Origin of the sequence: Mesorhizobium sp. M1E.F.Ca.ET.045.02.1.1 (assembly GCF_003952485.1) — a bacterium.
GTDB lineage: Bacteria > Pseudomonadota > Alphaproteobacteria > Rhizobiales > Rhizobiaceae > Mesorhizobium.
The window spans coordinates 3,857,443-3,875,278 of record NZ_CP034447.1; the positions used below are offsets into that span (position 1 = coordinate 3,857,443).

Annotated in this window: 16 protein-coding genes and 2 pseudogenes; 10 read left to right on the top strand and 8 right to left on the bottom strand. The window is 62.1% G+C overall.

Annotated features, from left to right (window positions below; translation table 11 throughout):
- Positions 1–14: 14 nt before the first annotated feature.
- Positions 15–1,004 carry a metallophosphoesterase gene (locus EJ070_RS18620; RefSeq protein WP_126092660.1) on the top strand — a complete coding sequence of 330 codons (990 nt, stop codon included), beginning with the start codon at positions 15–17 and terminating at the stop codon, positions 1,002–1,004.
- Here the strand turns inward: EJ070_RS18620 and EJ070_RS18625 are convergent.
- The 7 genes from EJ070_RS18625 to EJ070_RS18655 all read right to left on the bottom strand — a co-directional run bounded on the left by EJ070_RS18625 (position 951) and on the right by EJ070_RS18655 (position 8,231).
- On the bottom strand, positions 951–1,448 hold the full coding sequence (locus tag EJ070_RS18625; RefSeq protein WP_126092661.1) for a CDP-archaeol synthase: 498 nt from the start codon (positions 1,446–1,448) through the stop codon (positions 951–953). The genes EJ070_RS18620 and EJ070_RS18625 overlap by 54 nt on opposite strands.
- A gap of 314 nt (positions 1,449–1,762) precedes the next feature.
- Positions 1,763–2,509, bottom strand: coding sequence for a ribonuclease activity regulator RraA (locus EJ070_RS18630; RefSeq protein ID WP_126092662.1), 747 nt, complete (start codon positions 2,507–2,509; stop codon positions 1,763–1,765).
- Between the two features lie 23 nt (positions 2,510–2,532).
- Positions 2,533–3,696 (bottom strand): mandelate racemase/muconate lactonizing enzyme family protein, encoded by a 1,164-nt coding sequence (locus EJ070_RS18635; RefSeq protein ID WP_126092663.1) that lies wholly within the window; start codon positions 3,694–3,696, stop codon positions 2,533–2,535.
- Positions 3,697–3,717: 21 nt separating this feature from the next.
- Positions 3,718–4,815, bottom strand: coding sequence for an ABC transporter ATP-binding protein (locus EJ070_RS18640; protein WP_126092664.1), 1,098 nt, complete (start codon positions 4,813–4,815; stop codon positions 3,718–3,720).
- Between the two features lie 10 nt (positions 4,816–4,825).
- Positions 4,826–5,716, bottom strand: coding sequence for a carbohydrate ABC transporter permease (locus EJ070_RS18645; RefSeq protein ID WP_126092665.1), 891 nt, complete (start codon positions 5,714–5,716; stop codon positions 4,826–4,828).
- Positions 5,713–6,672, bottom strand: coding sequence for a sugar ABC transporter permease (locus tag EJ070_RS18650; RefSeq protein WP_126092666.1), 960 nt, complete (start codon positions 6,670–6,672; stop codon positions 5,713–5,715). The genes EJ070_RS18645 and EJ070_RS18650 overlap by 4 nt, the downstream gene beginning before the upstream one ends.
- A gap of 77 nt (positions 6,673–6,749) precedes the next feature.
- On the bottom strand, positions 6,750–8,231 hold the full coding sequence (locus tag EJ070_RS18655) for a sugar ABC transporter substrate-binding protein (RefSeq protein ID WP_126092667.1): 1,482 nt from the start codon (positions 8,229–8,231) through the stop codon (positions 6,750–6,752).
- Positions 8,232–8,442: 211 nt separating this feature from the next.
- Here EJ070_RS18655 and EJ070_RS18660 point away from each other — a divergent pair, with 211 nt between their 5' ends.
- The 6 genes from EJ070_RS18660 (at position 8,443) to EJ070_RS18685 (ending at position 14,040) form a co-directional block, all read left to right on the top strand.
- The gene (locus EJ070_RS18660) at positions 8,443–9,153 is read left to right on the top strand and encodes a GntR family transcriptional regulator (RefSeq protein ID WP_126092668.1); all 711 of its coding nucleotides are present in this window, start codon (positions 8,443–8,445) and stop codon (positions 9,151–9,153) included.
- 51 nt (positions 9,154–9,204) lie between these two features.
- Positions 9,205–10,371, top strand: coding sequence for a mandelate racemase/muconate lactonizing enzyme family protein (locus tag EJ070_RS18665; protein ID WP_126092669.1), 1,167 nt, complete (start codon positions 9,205–9,207; stop codon positions 10,369–10,371).
- Positions 10,372–10,432: 61 nt separating this feature from the next.
- A complete protein-coding gene (locus EJ070_RS18670; RefSeq protein ID WP_126092670.1) occupies positions 10,433–11,791 on the top strand; it encodes a mandelate racemase/muconate lactonizing enzyme family protein in 1,359 nt (452 codons plus the stop codon).
- Positions 11,792–11,894: 103 nt separating this feature from the next.
- Positions 11,895–12,221 (top strand): NIPSNAP family protein, encoded by a 327-nt coding sequence (locus EJ070_RS18675; RefSeq protein WP_126092671.1) that lies wholly within the window; start codon positions 11,895–11,897, stop codon positions 12,219–12,221.
- Positions 12,222–12,230: 9 nt separating this feature from the next.
- Positions 12,231–13,430, top strand: coding sequence for a mandelate racemase/muconate lactonizing enzyme family protein (locus tag EJ070_RS18680; protein ID WP_126092672.1), 1,200 nt, complete (start codon positions 12,231–12,233; stop codon positions 13,428–13,430).
- Between the two features lie 277 nt (positions 13,431–13,707).
- Positions 13,708–14,040 (top strand): hypothetical protein, encoded by a 333-nt coding sequence (locus EJ070_RS18685; RefSeq protein ID WP_189349929.1) that lies wholly within the window; start codon positions 13,708–13,710, stop codon positions 14,038–14,040.
- Here EJ070_RS18685 and EJ070_RS18690 read toward each other — a convergent pair.
- Entirely contained in the window at positions 14,037–15,533 is a 1,497-nt protein-coding gene (locus EJ070_RS18690; RefSeq protein ID WP_126092673.1) for an aldehyde dehydrogenase family protein, read from the bottom strand. The genes EJ070_RS18685 and EJ070_RS18690 overlap by 4 nt on opposite strands.
- Before the next feature lie 141 nt (positions 15,534–15,674).
- On the opposite strand from EJ070_RS18690, the pseudogene EJ070_RS37070 reads away from it, so the two are divergent.
- The 3 genes and pseudogenes from EJ070_RS37070 to EJ070_RS18700 all read left to right on the top strand — a co-directional run.
- A pseudogene (locus tag EJ070_RS37070) lies at positions 15,675–16,049 on the top strand (SDR family NAD(P)-dependent oxidoreductase); the annotation flags it as partial.
- A 52-nt stretch (positions 16,050–16,101) separates the two neighbouring features.
- A pseudogene (locus EJ070_RS37075) lies at positions 16,102–16,434 on the top strand (isocitrate/isopropylmalate family dehydrogenase); the annotation flags it as partial.
- A gap of 31 nt (positions 16,435–16,465) precedes the next feature.
- Positions 16,466–17,527 carry an alpha-hydroxy acid oxidase gene (locus EJ070_RS18700; RefSeq protein WP_189349933.1) on the top strand — a complete coding sequence of 354 codons (1,062 nt, stop codon included), beginning with the start codon at positions 16,466–16,468 and terminating at the stop codon, positions 17,525–17,527.
- Positions 17,528–17,836: the final 309 nt, after the last annotated feature.

The following is a 17,836-nucleotide window of genomic DNA, read 5'->3' on the forward strand; positions in this document are numbered from 1 at the left end:
GGATTTGGGCCGCGATGACTGACATCAGCCTCAGGTTGGACGAACGCCTTGGCCGAATCCATGCAATGCAGCGCCTGGGCATAGAAGACGACCACGAGGCGCAAGTCTTCGGCCAAGGTCTGAACTTCTTTCACCTGGAAAACTGGTATTCGGTCCATGCTGTAATCCGCAACGTGCTTCGGGTCTGCGGCCTCTACGGGCGCGGGCGCCGCAATGCCGGCAACGTCCAGGTCCGAACCAACCACATCGCGTCGGCGAAACTGCCAGGCCAATTTGAAGGTTTCCGGATATTGCAGCTCAGCGATCTCCACGCCGATATGAGCCGCCCGGCAATGGATCGGGTTATCGAACTGGTCGCTGACCTGGATTACGACATCTGCGTCCTCACGGGAGACTTCCGCGCCAAGACGTTTGGCCCTTTCGAGGCGGCTTTGGATGGCGTCGCGCGTGTGCGAGCGTCTCTGAGGGGGCCTCTATACGGCGTGCTTGGCAACCATGACACTGTGCGAATGGTCCCAGCGCTGGAGGACATGGGCGTTCGCATGCTGATGAACGAGCTCGAGGTGGTCGAGCGCAATGGCGAGCGCATCTACCTGGCCGGAATAGACGATGCGCATTTCTTCAGGGTCGACAATATCGAAAAGGCAGCAGCCGGAGTGCCGCGCGAGGCATTCTCGATCCTGCTTTCCCACACTCCCGAGATATATCGTCAGGCGGTGCACGCCGGGTTCGACGTGCTGCTCGCGGGTCACACGCACGGCGGCCAGATCTGTCTGCCTGGAGGGATCCCAATTACCCTGGATTCAAAGCTTCCTCGAAGGATGGGCGCCGGTGCCTGGATGTATCGCGGCATGTTCGGCTACACCTCTGTCGGTGCGGGCTCGAGTGTTGTCGCAGTCCGTCTGAACTGTCTTCCAGAGATCACGCTCCATCAACTTGCCCGTACGGAACTAGTAGGGCCTGTCTCTGATGCGAAGCATGTAGAGAAGCCGAGAGACCAGTAGCTCGCCGATCCAGAAGGCCCCGACCCCAATCAGAATATCCCAAGCCGATAGGCCAACAATGCCTCTGACAAGGATAAGGGGCAGAAGGGATTCGGGCACCTGATCGAGCCCCGGCGCTTCAGCGCTTGAAGCCAATCGCAGCCGACGCTTGAGAAAGCTCGACAGCATGTCGCCTGCCATGGCACCAAAACCGACAAGCGCTCCAGTTGGTGCGTTGAGCCCCACAAGAGCCCCGCCGATAGCAGTCACCAGGACTGCCAGAACGAGCCCTCGAAGCGTCTTCGACTTGCCGAGGAGCGGTTGCCCATCCCAGAAATGCCAGCCGCCGTCGATCGGCCAAGCGAGCCGGTCGCCAAGCACCTTCTTGGCGATCACGGGCACGCCGTTCGCAAGAGTTAACAAGACGAGGCACTGAGCAATCGGCCAGAAATGAAGCTGCACCATGGGCTTCTCGCATTGACAGGGAGTCGGCGTAGCGAGGAGCGAGCCAGGCCGCCCAATCTACTATAGTGTTCAACAACCCTCGTATCGATGTTCATTCCTGCCCTTCATCTTTAGGTTCGCCAGACAATACGAGATCAATGGGTTAGTGCATATTTACATCTTCGGTTGGCCGGATACGGGTGGCGATCCTCCACGCATCGATTTGATTTTGTTGACTTACGGTGAGCTGTTGCGGCCCCATCAGAGGGAAGTAGCCGGTGAGCAACTGCCTCCGCTGTGTCGCCTATTCCGCAGGGTGGACAACATCGTGATCGTCACCGGCCGTGTCGGCGTCTTGCGTTGCGCCACTCCTCATATTCCCCGCGGGCATCGTCATGCAGCGGATAATAGCGTTGCAACGGCGCGCCTTGCATGAGCTTCTCTCGCGAGAACTCCTCCCAATCGTGATGACTCTTCGCTTCTTCGATCACCTGCGGGGCCATTGATACTGGAACCACCACCACCCCATCGTCGTCGGCCACGATGATATCGCCGGGGATCACCGTGACGCCGCCGCAGGCAATCGGAACGTTGACGGCGTTCGGATAGATACTGGTCTGAACATGGTAGTTAGGCGTCCAGCCGCGCAGCCATAGGGGCAGATCGAGCTTCTCGACATTGGGCCGGTCGCGCATGCATCCATCGATGACGATGCCCGCGCCGCCTCTGCCCTTGAAATAGGTCGACATCATATCGCCGAAGACGCCAGAGCTCATGTCGCCGCGCGCGTCGACGACGACCACGTCGCCCTCCTGCGCGTGATAGAGCACGTGCCGGTGCAGTTGCGTCTCCGGATCGGCATATTCCCCCTCGGTGAAGAGGTCCGGCCGCTGCGGCAGGAACTGCAGTGTCAGCGCCGGCCCGACGATCGACTTGCCGTGGTTCTGCGCCACCGGACCGACCATGTGCGGGTTGCGGAAGCCCATGTGGCCAAGCGTGCCTGCAACAGTCGCGGCGCCGATCTCCCTTAGGCCGTCGATCAGGCCTTTGGGCGGCCGCGTGATGTCGGGAGTATGCGTCATTATCGCCTCCGGTTGAAATTGAACTACCAGTTCGTGACGGAACCATCGCGGCGCCTGAGGTGAGGCGCTTCCCAAAAACGGAAACTCTGGGCCTGGATGGCCTCTTCGTTGACCTCGACGCCGAGCCCCGGCAAATCGCTGACCGGATAATCGGTGCCGTCGAGCCGTGGTTGCACGGGGAAGAATTCGGAATTGTCGAAGCCCAGCTTGCTTTCCGGCGCCCTGGTCTCGAGCCAGGCGAAGTTGGGCACCGCGGCGGCGAGATGCATGGTCGCGGCCGTGCACACCGGACCGAGGGGATTGTGCGGCATCAGGTCCACATAATGCGCCTCGCTCCAGCCGGCGACTTTCATCGCCTCGGTGAGCCCGCCGACATTGCAGACATCGAGCCGATTGAACTGGTGGATGCCGCGTTCGATGTAGGGCAGGAACTGCCACTTGCTGGCAAATTCCTCGCCGATGGCAAAGGGGATGTCGGTCATCCTACGCAAGGATTCGTAGGCCTCCGGCGTTTCGTCCCGTATCGGCTCCTCGAGGAAATCAAGCACGCCGCGGCCAAGCTTGCTGCAGAAGCTCGCCGCTTCGGCCACCGACAGCCGATGATGATAGTCGATGCCAAGCACGATGTCGTCGCCGAGCGCCTCGCGTGCCTTGTTCAGCATGCTCGCGGTGGCGCCTATCGACTCGCGCGGCTCGAAGACGTCCCTGCTGCTTTGGCCGAGAGGGAAGAAGCGGATCGCCTGCCATCCTTGCGCTCGGAGTTCGCGAGCTCGTTCGATGGCAGCATCGCCCTCGGCCTCGTCTCCGGTCGAGGCGAAGGTGGGGATGCGGTCGCGCTGCTTGCCGCCGAGCAGCTCGTAGACCGGCACCCCCAGCGCCTTGCCCTTGATGTCGTGAAGGGCGATGTCGATGGCCGAAATAGCCGCCTGCAGGACGCGCCCGCCTTCGAAATACTGGCTGCGGTAAACTTCCTGCCAGATCCGGCCGATCTGCATCGGGTCGCGGCCGATGAGAAACTTGCGATAGTGCTCGAGCGCGCCGGCGACGGCTCTTTCGCGACCGCTCAAGCCGCTCTCGCCCCAGCCGAAGATGCCCTGGTCGGTCTCGACCTTGACGAGCATCTGGTTACGCGTTCCCACCCACACCGGATAGGGCTTGATCGCTGCGATCTTGAGCTTCGTCGTCATTCAGGTCACGTTCCGCACGCGTCAGTTAGCCCTGAGGGCCATTTCGGTTTCGCCGTCGAACAGGTGCATGCGCTCCTGGTCGAACTCGAGCCAGATCTGCTCGTCGGGTGTGACGGCGATGTTGGGTGACACGCTGATGTTGACGATGGCGCCGGAGAGGAACGCCTGCACGAAGGTGACGTCTCCAGTTGGCTCCACCGTATAGGCCTTGGTCGGGATGGCACCGGGGACTGAGCTCTTGTGCAACTTGATCGTCGAATGGCGTGCACCGAGCACAATCTTCTTGGTGCTCGCCCGCAGGACCTTGCGCGCGTTGGTTTGCGAGAGCGCAAGGCTCCAGCCCTCCGCGCTCGTCAGAACGGTATCGCCGTTTGCCGTCGATGCCTCCAGCGGAATAAGGCTCATTGCCGGGCTGCCCACGAAGCTCGCGACGAACATGTTGGCGGGATGGGCGAAAACCTGCGCCGGCGAATCGTATTGCTGCAGATAGCCGCCGTTCATTACGGCCATCCTGTCTGCCATGGTCACGGCCTCAAGTTGGTCGTGCGTCACATAGATGATCGTCGCCTTCAGGTCCTGATGGAACCGCTTGATTTCGGACCGCATCTGCACGCGCAGTTTGGCGTCGAGGTTGGAGAGCGGCTCGTCCATCAGGAACACAGCCGGGTCGCGGACGAGGGCGCGGCCAAGCGCCACGCGCTGCTGCTGCCCGCCCGAAAGTTCGCGCGGCTTGCGCTCAAGCAGCTGCGTCATGTCGAGCACGCGCGCCGCTTCCCTGACCTTCTTGTCGATCTCGTCCTTGGGCAGCTTGCGCATCTGCAGCGGGAACGCGAGGTTCATATAGACCGACTTTTGCGGGTAGAGCGCGTAGTTCTGGAACACCATTGCGATGTCCCGGTCCTTGGGGTCGAGGTCGTTGACCACCCGGTCGCCGATGACGATGTCGCCCGATGTGATCGGGGTCAGGCCCGCGACGAGATTGAGCGTGGTCGTCTTGCCGCAGCCTGACGGGCCGACGAGCGCAACGAACTCGCCGTCATTGACCGTCAGCGAAACTTCGTTGACGGCTTTGAAGCTGCCGTAGGTCTTGACGAGATCTTTGAGGACCACATGGGCCATCGGCAACTCCCTAATGCTTGACCGCGCCTTCTGTAAGGGCGCGTACGAAGTACCGTTGCAGGACGAGGAACAGCACCACGACGGGCACGCTCATCATGAAGCTGGCGGCCATCAGGCCCGGAAAGTCCGTCGTGTTTTCCGAAAAGAAGCGCTGGATGCCGACCGGCAGCGTCAACTGTTCGTTCTTGGAGAGGAAGGTGTAGGCGTAGATGTATTCGTTCCACGCGCCGATGAAGGAATAGATCGCCGTTGCGATGATGCCCGGCGCCGAAAGCGGCATCACGATCAGGATGAAGGCCTGCAGCCGCGTCGCCCCGTCGATGCGCGCCGCCTGCTCGAGTTGCACCGGGATGTTGTCGTAGAAGCCCTTGAGCAGCCAGATCGCTAGCGGCAGGCCGAAGGTCAGGTAGGTGAGAACAAGCGAGCCATGCGTGTTCACCAGCCCGATCGCGCGCATCAGGATGAAAAGCGGCACGAGAAAGATCACCGCCGGGAACATGTTGCGCAGCAGCACGGCGAAGAACAGGAAATTCCGACCCGGGAAGGTGAAGCGCGAAAACGCGTAGGCCGCAGGGACAGCCACGATCACCGAAAGGATGGTCGTGGCGGTCGAGACGAAAAGGCTGTTCCAGAAGAAGCGCAGAAAGTCCTGGCCGACGCTGTTCTGCGGATCGAGCAGCTTCTGATAGCTGGCAAGGGTGGGCTGGTCAGGCCACCATTGCGGCGGGAGTTGCATTGCCGCAAAGCCGGACTTGATCGAGGTGAGCAGCATCCAGATCATCGGCAACGCCGTGTAAAGCAGCATGAACGCCAGGAAGACGCGCCCGCCCCACCGCCATCCATCGATGCGCATGCGGCGGCGGGTCCGGCCTCGAGCGGCTGTCTCGGCAATCGTGCTCATGCGCTCCCATCCTTTCGCTCGTCGCCGCTCAGCGCACGGACGTAGAAGTAGCCGAGCGTCATCAGGATGAGGAACAGAAGCACCGAATAGGCGGATGCCACCCCCCAGCGCTGCCGGCCGAAGGCGAGTTCGTAAATGTGGGTGATCCAGATATGCGATGCGTTCGACGGCCCGCCGCCGGTCATGATCCAGGGGATGATGAAGGAATTGAAGTTGGCCACCGCCAGCAGCAGGATCGTCACCGTCGAGACGTTCCTCAAATGCGGAAAGGTGACGTGCCAGAAGCGCTGCCATGCATTGGCGCCGTCGACTTTTGCGGCGCGCAGCAACTGGTCGGGGACTGTCTGCAGGCCGGCCATCATCATGATCATGGCGAACGGAAACTCGCGCCAGATATTGACGACGATCAGGGAGGGCAGCACCGTGCCGACGCTGTCGATGAAATTGGGCGGCCGGTCGGTCAATCCTAGCTCGATCAGGATCGCGCCGATGATCCCAAAATCCGAATGGTAGATCCACTTCCAGATATAGGAGGCGGCGACCGCGCTGATGACCCAGGGGATGATCAGGATTGCGCGCAGGACGCCACGGCCGACAAAGTCGCGGTGGAGCGCCAGCGCGGCGGCAAACCCCAGGACAAAGGAGAAGAAGGTGGATGCCAGTGTCCAGACAAGGGTGTTCCAGGTGACCCTCCAGAACACCTCGCTTGTGAGGATGGCCGTGTAGTTGTCGAAGCCGACGAAGATCTTGTCCCGGAGCTGCAGGCCGGGCGGCGTGTTAAAGAAAGACAGCTCGATCGTATAATAGATCGGATAGGCGATGACGATCAGCATCACGGCGATCGCAGGAACGACGTACGCGTAGTCCGCGCGATGCCCCCAAATCTTTCGCAGCATGCCCGACCAACCAGGTTGCAATCTTCGGCGAACCTCGGTCTTGCCGCTCACGATCGTCACTTTGGCGTGCCCTTGTTCTTCGGAACGAACCGGCCGCGTTATTGGCGCAGCCGGTGAGATCGCAGGTCAGGCTTCGGCTAGAGTCCGCCGCCCATCAGGTCTTTTACCTTCTTGGCCGCATCATCCGCTGCCTGGTCGACGGTCATCGCTCCGGTCAGGGCATTCTGCAGCATGTCCGGGACGATGATGTTCATGATCTCGGGCGACTGCGGCAGGGCCGGGAACGGGATGCCGTATGGCAGCATCGAGGTGGTGACATCGAGGAACTTGATGTTGTCCAAACGCTCCTTCATCCATTTGGTCTTGAAGCCGTTGAGGTTACCGGGGTTCGAGCCGGCGTAGGCCATCTTCAGCGACCATTCGGGGCTCGTCCACATGCAGATGATTGCCTTTGCCGCCGGCTCGTCCACCTTGCCGCCCTCGACATATTCGGGCTTCAGGATGTGAATGTTCGAGCCGCCGAACACGACGGCGCGCTTACCGTCGGGACCGGTCGGAATGAGGCCGTAGCGCATGTTGTCGATAACCGTCTGCGCCTTGTCCTTGTCGGTGCCCGTCGCCTTCTTCTGCAGGTCGAGCATGACGTTATAGTCGGACGGGTGGGAGATCATCATGCCGAGCTGGCCGGCCAGGAACAGGGGCTGGTTGTCGGCCTGCTGGTTGGTGAGTGCCGAAACCGGAACCGACTTGTCCCGAACATACATGTCGTACGAGGCCTGCAGCGCCGCCTTACTCTGCGGGCTGTTGAGCTCGATGTCCTTATAGGTCGGGTCCGCCTTCGCCTCGTCGAAGACGCCGCCGCCATAGGCCCACAGCTGCGGCATGAATCGATAGGGCGTGTTGCCGGCGTTCTTGCGGGCTACGAGGCCATAACCGGCAATGCCGAGCTTGTCGTGGATCTGCTTGGAATACTTCACGACGTCGTCCCAGGTTGCCGGAGGCTTGTTCGGATCGAGGCCCGCGCGCTTGAAGATGTCGGCGTTCCAGATGAACGCCATCGTCTCGTTATTGGTCGGAATGCCGTAGGTCACCCCGTCCCAGGTCACGGCCTTCATGGCGCCGGGCCAGAAATCCTCGGTCGAATAACCCACATCCTCGGGCTTGAGCGGCTGCAAATAGCCCTTCGAGGCGAACTCGGTACCACCCAGGATTTGCAGGCGGACGGCCATCGGCGCGGCATTGCCCAGGAGTGCCGTGCGGAACTTGTCGAGCAGGTCGTTGTAGGTGAGGGCTTGGTCCTCGAGCTGGATGTTCGGATAGGTCTTGCGGAAGTTTGCGAAGAAATCCTTGTAGTACTGGCGCAGAAGATCGGGGTCACCCTCGAACACGCCCTGATACCAGAAAGTCAGTCGCCCCTTGTAGTCGAGCGGGGTGACCTTGGCGCAATCGCCCGCCGTATCAAAATCCTGCGTGCCCGCGATCGAGCGCACATATTCCGGCGACCACTTGCTCAAGTCGACCGGCGGCGCGCCCAGCGCCGGCGCCGACATCAACGATGCCATTAAAGCAGTCGAAACAGTGCCGCGCAGGACGGCACCGCCGAGTGTAATCCTCGTCATAGGTATCCTCCAGGTTCTCTCCCACGCCGCTTCGCTTCGGGGCAAGCGGTCCTTGCTCATTCGACCGCGGGACACCGCTCTGTGTATCCATTCGGTCTCCTTGTACGTTTTCAGATCGTGAATTGTCTGTCAACGCGCTGGATCGTACATTGTTTATCGAAACTTTGCGTGATAATCGGATAGAGTGTGTATTATCCTAGGGGAGCGGGCCTTGGCCGAACCAAATGATTTTAAAGCCAAGCCACCTGCGGGGATCGACCCCATAGGGGCCTCCAGCGAGGGCGCCTCGCTTTATGAGCTGATCAGGGAAGACATCATCGAGGGACGGCTGGCCGCGAATGAACGGCTTGTGGTCACCGATCTCGCCCGGCGTCACGGCACTTCGACCAATCCCGTGCGCGAGGCACTGCAGCTGTTACGCGGCGAGGGCTTTGTCATCTTTGCTCCCAACCGCGGGGCGCGCGTCCGACCCATCGATCAGGAGTTTGTCCGCGATATCTACGAGATCGGCGTTCTGATCGAGCCGGCCCTGACGCGATGGTTTGTGAACATGGCCACCGTCGAGGACATCGCCGAACTCGAACGTATCCAGGGCCTGATCGAAGAGAACAACTTTGCCGACACATTCAGGCACAGTGAGCTCGATACCGCCTTCCACACCGTGATGTACCAGCGGCACTACAACCGCCATGCCGCCGAGCTTTGGTGGAAGCATCGGGAAGTGCTGCGCGCCGTGAGCCGGCGTTTCGATTTCACGCTTGCGCGACGTGCCGCGATCATTCGCGAGCACCGCGAGCTCATCGCGCTCGTAAAGGCGGGAGATGCAGACAAGGCGGCCGAACTCGTTGCCCGCCATGTCGAGGGCTCCGGCCGGCACATCCTCGAACACATGCGTGCGCGCAACGCCGCGCGGGCCGGATAGGATATCCGGTCCAGAACACCGTCAACCTGACCATTCGATAGGGTAGTTAAGATGAAAATCACGAGCGTTCGGCCGTGGCTGATCAAGTCCGATGCCTCCTATTGGGGAGAGTACTTGTTCGTCGAAGTGACGACCGACGAGGGGGTTAGTGGCTGGGGAGAGATCACCACCACGACGAAGCTCGCCAACCGCGCGCTCTGCACGATCCTGCGGCAGATCGGTGCCGCCGTGGCAGGTGAGGATCCGGCGCGCATCGAGCATCTCTGGCACAAGATCTTCCGCAGCTTCACCTACATGGGCAGTCGCGGCGCCGCCGTCGAATGCGTGAGCGCCATCGACATAGCCCTCTGGGACATCCGCGGCAAAGTCCTCGGCAAGCCGATTTACGAATTGCTGGGCGGAGCGGTACGCGATGAAATCGCGCTCTACACCCATCCCAACCAGGCCAAATTCACCAGCAAGGAGGCGGTGGTCCGCGAAATTCAGGACATCGTCGAGTCCGGACACACGGCGCTCAAGTTCGATCCTTTCCCCCATCAGGGCCGCAGCGTCGATGGCGTGCCCCGCGAACGGCGAGACGGCTACCTCGATGGCAGCATGACACGCAAGGATGAGCGCGAGGCGGCCGAACTCACGGCTCTGATCCGCGAAACGGCAGGCCCTGATGTCGATATCCTGATCGATGCGCATGGCCGCTTCGACGTCCCCACCGCCATTCGCCTCTGCCGCAGCCTCGAGGAAGCCGGCCAGATCGACTGGTTCGAGGAGCCTTGCCCGCCCGAGAGCCTCAACGCCCTCAAGCAGGTGCGCGAGAAGGTCAGCGCCGCCATCTCGTGGGGCGAGCGCGGCCATACGAAATGGGATTTCGTGCCGGTACTCGAGAGCAAGCTGGCCGACTACATCATGCCGGACGTCACGTGGACCGGCGGCATTACCGAACTCAAGAAGATTTCCGCCCTATGCGAAGCCTACTACGTCCCGGTTTCGCCGCATGACGCCGCGGGACCAGTCAATGTGGTGGCTGGAGCGCAGGTAATGATGACCGTTCCCAATTTCTACAAACTGGAAACGTCCGAGTGGAACCTCTCCAAATACGATCACCTCATCGACAGCCCGCTCGACGTCTCGAACGGCAGCCTCAAGCTGACGTCGAAACCGGGTCTCGGTGTCGAGATGAACCGCGAATACCTGCAGGCCCACGAGATTGAGCTGGGCTAGCAGCGCTCTGCGCCGCCCCACGTGCGGGGCATGAACCAATCTACCAGAACGAGGATAAGTCATGCCAAAGACGGGTGGAGCCGACGAGGCCCTCAATCGGGTGAACACGAACTCCAAGCCGTCCGACCTTCGCATCACCGACATGCGGGTGGCCGAAATCGTCGGCGCGCCGTTCACCTCGGCGCTGCTCAAGATTTACACCAACCAGGGTATTGTTGGGCTTGGTGAGGTGCGCGACGGCGCAAGCGCCACCTACGCGCTGATGCTCAAAAGCCGGCTGCTCGGTGAGAATCCTTGCGATATCGACCGCCTGTTCCGCCGCATCAAGCAATTCGGCGGTCATGGGCGGCAGGGCGGCGGCGTGTCGGCGGTTGAGATTGCGCTCTGGGATCTCGCCGGCAAGGCCTATGGCGTCCCCATCTACCAGATGCTGGGCGGCAAGTTTCGCGATCACGTGCGCGTCTACTGCGATACCGATGCGGAAAAGCCGAGCGGCACCGAAACCGGCAAGCGCCTCAAGGCGCGCATGGAGCGCGGCTTCACCTTCCTCAAGATGGACCTGGGTCTGATGCAGATCGCCCACATTCCGGGCGCCGTGACAGCGCCCGCCGGCGCGCTCGAAGGGTTTCGCGCCAATCCGCGCGGCCGCGGCGGCACGCTCGAGGAGCGCAAGGCCCGCAATCTCGCCTACGATGCGCAGAACGTGCAGCACCCGTTCACGGGCCTGCATTTCACCGAAAAGGGCATAGACCTGCTCGAGCAATATATCCACGAGGTCCGCGAGGTCATCGGCTTCGAGATCCCTCTAGCCATCGATCACGTCGGCCACATCTCGCTGCAGGACGGCATTCGCCTGTCGCGCCGTATCGAGAAATACGTGCCGGCTTGGCTCGAGGACGTGATTCCCTGGCAATACACCGAGCAGTACCGGCAATTGCAGCAAGCGACCTCGGTGCCGATCTGCACCGGCGAGGATATCTATCTCAAGGAGGGTTTCGAGCCTCTGCTGAAGAGCGGCGGCCTCTCCATAATCCACCCGGACCTGCTCACCAGCGGCGGCATCCTCGAGACCAAGAAGATCGGCGACATGGCGCAGGACCACGGCGTTGCGATGGCGATCCACATGGCCGAAAGCCCGATCGCCGCGATGGCCGCGGCGCATGTCGCGACCGCGACCGAGAACTTCATGGCGCTCGAATACCATTCCGCCGATGTCGACTGGTGGGACGACATCGTCACAGGCCTTCCCAAGCCGCTTGTGAAGGACGGCTTCATCACCGTTCCGGACAGACCGGGGCTGGGCATAGACGATGTGGTCGACGAGGTGATCAGCCAGCATCTGCAGCCCGGTGTCACAGGGATATGGCAATCCACCGAGCATTGGGACAATGAATATAGCTGGGACCGGACCTGGAGTTAGCCCAGGACCTCTGCCCTCATTCCCCCAGGTTCACAGGGCCAACGACCGACCATTCGTGTCGACCTCTCCCAAGGGAGAGGCGAAGAAAGAAACGGACGAAACCATGATCTACGAACTGCGTATCTATGACTGCCTGCCGGGCAGGCTGCCGGCTTTGCTCATGCGCTTTTCCGACCAAACGCTGGCCATCTGGGAGAGGCATGGCATCCGCCAAGCCGGGTTTTTCACCACGGCGATCGGCGAAAACAGCAATCGCCTCACCTATTTCCTCGCCTGGGAATCGCTGGCCGAGCGTGAGGCGAAATGGGCGGCTTTCGTCACCGATCCGGCATGGCACAGGGCCCGGGACGAGTCTGAGCGCGACGGGCAGATCATTGCCAATATCAACAGCCAGCTGCTCACGCCGACAGCTTTCTCGTCTGTGAAATAGGACTGCGCCATGAAGATCACCGACCTGCGCTGCGCCGTCATAGGCAAGCATCCGATCGTGCGCATCGTGACCGACGAGGGTCTCTATGGCCTTGGCGAAGTCGAGTTCACTAAGAGCTACCTCAAGCCCTTTGTGCTGCATTTCCGCGAGGCGCTGATCGGCGAGGATCCGACCGACGTCGAGCGGGTGATGCTGAAGATCCGCCAGCGCGGCTCGTTCAAGCCCTATGGCGCGGCGGTAAGCGCCATCGAGCACGCGCTGTGGGACATAGCCGGCAAGGCCGCGGGCGTGCCGGTCTACAAACTGCTTGGCGGCAAGGTGCGCGACAAGGTGCGCGTCTACAACGGCTCGATCCGCCGCAAGCGCTCGGGCGACCGGCCGGAGGACTACGCCGCCGACGTCAAATGGATGATGGAGCAGCCGCAGAACTTCTTCATGATCAAGCAAGGCATCTCGTTCCACTCCAACATGAAGGACAGCATAGAAGGCTTCCACTACGGCGTGACGCAGAAGAAGGCCGGCTATCACGGCGCCATGGATCAGGGCGTGATCAGCGAGCGCGGTTTCAATCACATGCTCGACTGTGTGATCGCGATGAAGGAAGTGCTGGGCGACAAGGTCAGCCTGGCGCTCGACTGCGGCCCGGGTTGGATGCTGCCCGATGCGATCAAGTTCGCCCGCGCGGTCGAGAAATACAATTTGATGTGGCTCGAGGACATGCTGACGGGCGACTATGTGCCGTGGGTCAATCCGCAGGCTTATCGGGAGCTGACCACCTCCACCTCGACGCCGATCCATACCGGTGAGCAGATCTACCTGCGGCACAATTTCAAGGAGCTGATCGAGACTCAGGCGGTGCGCGTCATCGGCCCCGATCCTGCCGATGTCGGCGGCATTGCCGAGCTCAAATGGGTTGCCGAGCACGCCTACATGCACTCGATCCTGATGGCGCCGCACGGAACCGCGAACGGCCTGCTCGGCCTCGGCGCGCTTATCAATGTCTGCGCCACCTTGCCCGCCAACTACATCGCCTTCGAGTATCCGAGCGCCTCCGACCCCTGGTGGGAGGACCTCGTCATCGGCCTGCCGTCGCAGATCGTTAAGGACAGCATGGTGGACTTGCTGGAAGCGCCGGGGCTAGGTCTCGATATCGACGCCGAAGCAGCCAGGAAATATCTCAGGGAAGAGGATGCGGGCTTCTTCGACTGAAGAACCTCTCTTCTTTCGCCAACCTGCATGACGCGGACCGCTTCACGCATATTGGCTGTCAGACCGCTCTCGGCTCTGAAGGCGCAGCGCGACATCGGCTCCGGATAGGCCTCGCGCGCCAGCAAACTGCACAGCGTGTCAGAAAAACGAAATTGTCCGCTGCCTCTCCAGTCGTAATTGTCCCAACGAGGCGAACGGCTCGGGTGTCTTGGGAGGATTCCGGAGCAGCCGGTTGCCTGAGGAAGGCGCCAACCACAGGCTGCCTGGGAGGAAGAAAATGCCTGGTTCGGGCAAATCGGACGGCAGGCGCCTTGGCTTCAAGGCGTCGCAGGAACTCGTGGTCGTTGCGATCTCGATCGTCCTCTTCATCGTGTTCTCGGCGACGCTCAACAATTTCCTGAGCCAAGTGAACATCATCGCCATCCTCAAGAACGTCTCGATCCTCGGCACGCTGGCAGTCGGCATGGGTCTGATTGTGGTCGGCCGCGGCATCGACCATCATCACCGCGCGGGGCTATGTGCATCACTCTTTTTCCGAGCAGCTGATGAACCTGATCCGCACCAATCTGCGCGAGCTCGCCCACTGACGTTTCCGGCGCGTTCGGTTTAGTCAGTCTGGATCCAGACCGACTTGGTTTCCAGATATTCGTGCAGATGCTCGACGCCGCCCTCGCGGCCGTAGCCGGACATCTTCATGCCGCCGAACGGCACGGCCGGGTCGATGGCGTGGTACATGTTGACCCAGACCGAGCCGGCCTTGACGCGCCGCGCGAGTTTGTGCGCCGTGCCGAGATTGGTGGTGAAGATACCGGCCGCCAGACCGTAAGGCGTTGCGTTGGCCCGCGCGACCACCTCATCCAGCGTGTCGAAGGGCATCGCCGAAATGACCGGCCCGAAAATCTCTTCCCGCGCGATCGTCATCTTGTCCGACACCGCGCCGAAGACGGTCGGCGCGATGAAGTTGCCGCCGTCATAGAGCTCGCCCGTCAGTCGCGATCCGCCGGCAACCAGTTCAGCGCCCTCGTCGCTGCCGGCCTTGATGTAGCCTTCCACCTTGCCGGCCTGCCTTGCATTGATGAGCGGGCCGATTTCGGTTTCCGCCTCGATACCGTGGCCGATGCGCAGCTTGCCGGCAAACTCGGCGACCCGGCGGACGAACTCGTCGTGGATCTCGCGCGCCACGAACAGCCGCGAGCCGGCAATGCAGATCTGGCCCGAATGCACGAACACCGCCATGGCCGCGACCGGAACCGCCTTGTCGATATCGGCGTCGCGGCAGACGATGATCGGCGACTTGCCGCCGAGCTCGAGCGAGACGCGCTTGAGGTTGGTGACACCCGCCCGGGCGATCGCTTGACCAGTAAGCGTCGAGCCGGTGAAGACGATCTTGTTGACATCCGGATGCTCGGCGAGCCGCGCGCCGGCCTCGGCACCGGTTCCGGTGACGACGTTGACGACGCCGTCGGGCACGCCGGCTTCCTGCATCAGCCGCGCGATCAGCAGCGGCGTCAGCGACGCCTCCTCCGACGGCTTCAGCACGATGGTGCAGCCTGTGGCCAAAGCCGGCGCGATCTTCCAGACCGAGGCGGCGGTCGGGGCATTCCAGGGAATGATCGCGCCGACGACGCCGACCGGCTCACGCCGGGTGAAGGTGACGATCTCGCCCGGAATGGAATTGTCGATCGCCTCGCCATGCAGCGCGGTCGCCATGCCGCCATAGAAGCGCAGCATGCCGATGACCCGGCGCCGGTTGGCCAACGTGCGTGTGATCGGCAGCCCCATGTCGAGCGTGTCGGAGACGCTAAGCTCTTCCCAATGCTTCTCGAACAGGTCGGCGATCCTGAGCAGCACGCATTGCCGTTCGTAGGGCGAGAATTTGGACCAGGGGCCTTCGAAGGCCGCGCGCGCCGCGGCTACCGCCGCGTCGATATCGGCGGCCGAGCCGCGCGGCACCGTCGCCAACACTTCGCCCGTCGCCGGGTTCAGCGCTTGCATCTCCTGGCCGGACTGCGCCGCGACCCACCTGCCGCCGATGAACATCGGCCGGAACTCGCCATGGTAGAGCGTGGTGGCCTTCGCCTTCGGGTCGAAGTTCAGCGTCATCGTCTCCTCCTGGCAATTTCGCGCCGACTATTACTCCCGGTGCGGGTGACCTCAAACAAGGAAAGCTAAAAGGGCGTTCAGATAATCGGACTGTGAAACGCGCGCGTCTTCCCCGATGGTTCCAGCAACGGAGGACCAGATATGAGACTTGCTGGCAAAGTCGCCATCGTCACCGGTGGCGGATCGGGATTTGGCGAAGGCATCGTCAACAAATTCGTGGCAGAGGGCGCGTCGGTCGTGCTGATGGACCGTGACGAAGCCGCCGCGGTGCGCGTCAGCCGCGAAGCCGGCGACAAGGTGCGGCCGATCACCGGCGACGTCTCGACGCTTGAGAGCTTTGCGGCCGCCGCCGATCTGGCCCGCTCGGCCTTCGGCGGGCTCGACATACTGGTCAACAATGCCGGTGTCGCGCAGCCGCCCTTGCCCCTGGAGACGATGGACGAAGGCCTGTTCGACCGCATCGCCAACGTCAACATGCGTTCGATATACAACGGCGCCCGCGCGGTGGTCCCGCATTTCAAATCCGTCAAATCCGGCGCCATTCTCAATGTCGCCTCCACCGGCGGCGTCTCGCCTGGCGGCGGCGACGGTCGGCGGAATGGGCATGGCACCCTCGGCGGAGGTCGGCGACGCAAAGGGCTTCTTCCAGGCCGCGCACGGGTCCGCGCCGGACATTGCCGGCAAGGGGATCGCAAATCCCTACGGGACGATCCTGTCGGCGGCGGCCATGCTCGACTGGCTCGGCCGCGGACATGACGACGAAAGGCTGCGCCGGGCCGCCGAACAAATCCGCCGTGTGACGGAAGCGTGCCTGGCGAGTGGATGGCTCAGCGCCGATCTGAAGGGAAAGTCATCGACCGCGGAAATCACCGGGAACGTCTGCGACCGGCTCGCAGCTTGACGCGATGGGGCGGCTCGATCGAAACATATCGGTGGAGGATTTTCGCCAGTTGGCGCGCCGCCGGCTGCCGAAATCCATCTTCGAGTTCGTCGATGGCGGGGCAGGCCAGGAACTGACCTTGCGGGACAACCGCGCAGGCTTCGAGCGTATCCGGCTGGTGCCCCGTGTTTTGACCGACGTGTCCCGGCCGGATTTGACCACGACATTGTGGTCCAAGACCTATCCGACGCCGCTGGTGATCAGCCCGATGGGATCCTGCGCGCTGGTGCGCCCCGGCGCCGATATCGCGATTGCCACGGCGGCAGCGGCTCGGGGCATTCCCTACACGCTGTCGACCATGGCGACGACCGGCATCGAGCGGATGGCAAGGGCCGTCCAGGGGCCGCTTTGGTTTCAGCTCTATGTGCTGAAGGATTTCGATTTCAATCACAGGCTGGTGCGTCAGGCGGAGGAGTTCGGCTATTCCGCGCTCGTCGTCACCGTCGACCTCCAGACGGGCGGCAAGCGCGAAAAGGATCTGAGGAACGGAATTTCGATCCCGCTGCGGCCTTGCCTGCGGCACCTGATCGAAGGGACCGCGCATCCGGGATGGTCGCTTCGGCTGCTTCGCGGTGGCTTCCCGCAATTCGAGAATGTGCGCGGCTATCTGGGCGATACCGGCGCGGGGCTGACGATCGCCGCGCGCGTCGGTCGCAACCTCCACGCTGGTTTCGACTGGAACGAGTTCCGGACGATCCGCGACTGGTGGAAGGGGCCGCTGATCGTCAAGGGCGTCCTGCACCCCGGCGATGCGGCGAGGCTAATTGCGGAGGGCGCGGACGGGATCTGGATGTCCAACCACGGCGGTCGCCAATTGGACGGGGCGGTTTCGAGCATAGACGCGATCACAATGGTGCGGGATGCAGTCGGCGGCCGGGTTCCGATCCTGATCGATTCCGGCATCCGGACGGGCATATGGACGTCATCAAGGCAAAAGCCCGCGGAGCGGCCGCTGCCGCCATCGGCCGGGCGGCGCTGTTTGGAGCCGTGGAGGGACGAGCAGGCGTCGAGCGGGTCTTGGACGTCCTGCTCGACGAAATCGCGACCGGTCTGAAACTATGCGGTGTGCCCGGTTTTCAGCAGGTTGGCTCGGACTTGATTTCTCCAGCCCTCGCAGGCTGAGCGGGTGGTCCGTGGGAGGAGTATGACTGCAGCAAACAGCGGTCTAAGTCACGCTTGAAATGTTTATGCTGCAGAATGCAACGACTTCGACTCGCTTGCGGTTGCGAACTTGACGCTGGCTTCGAAGCCGGACTGCGTTCCGGGCCTCGGCGGAAGCGGGCTGAGCGCGATGGAGCATTCGCCGCGGATGAGCGTGCCGCCCGCGCCCGGAATCTCCGCGTTTTGTCGCCAGGGTGCCGAT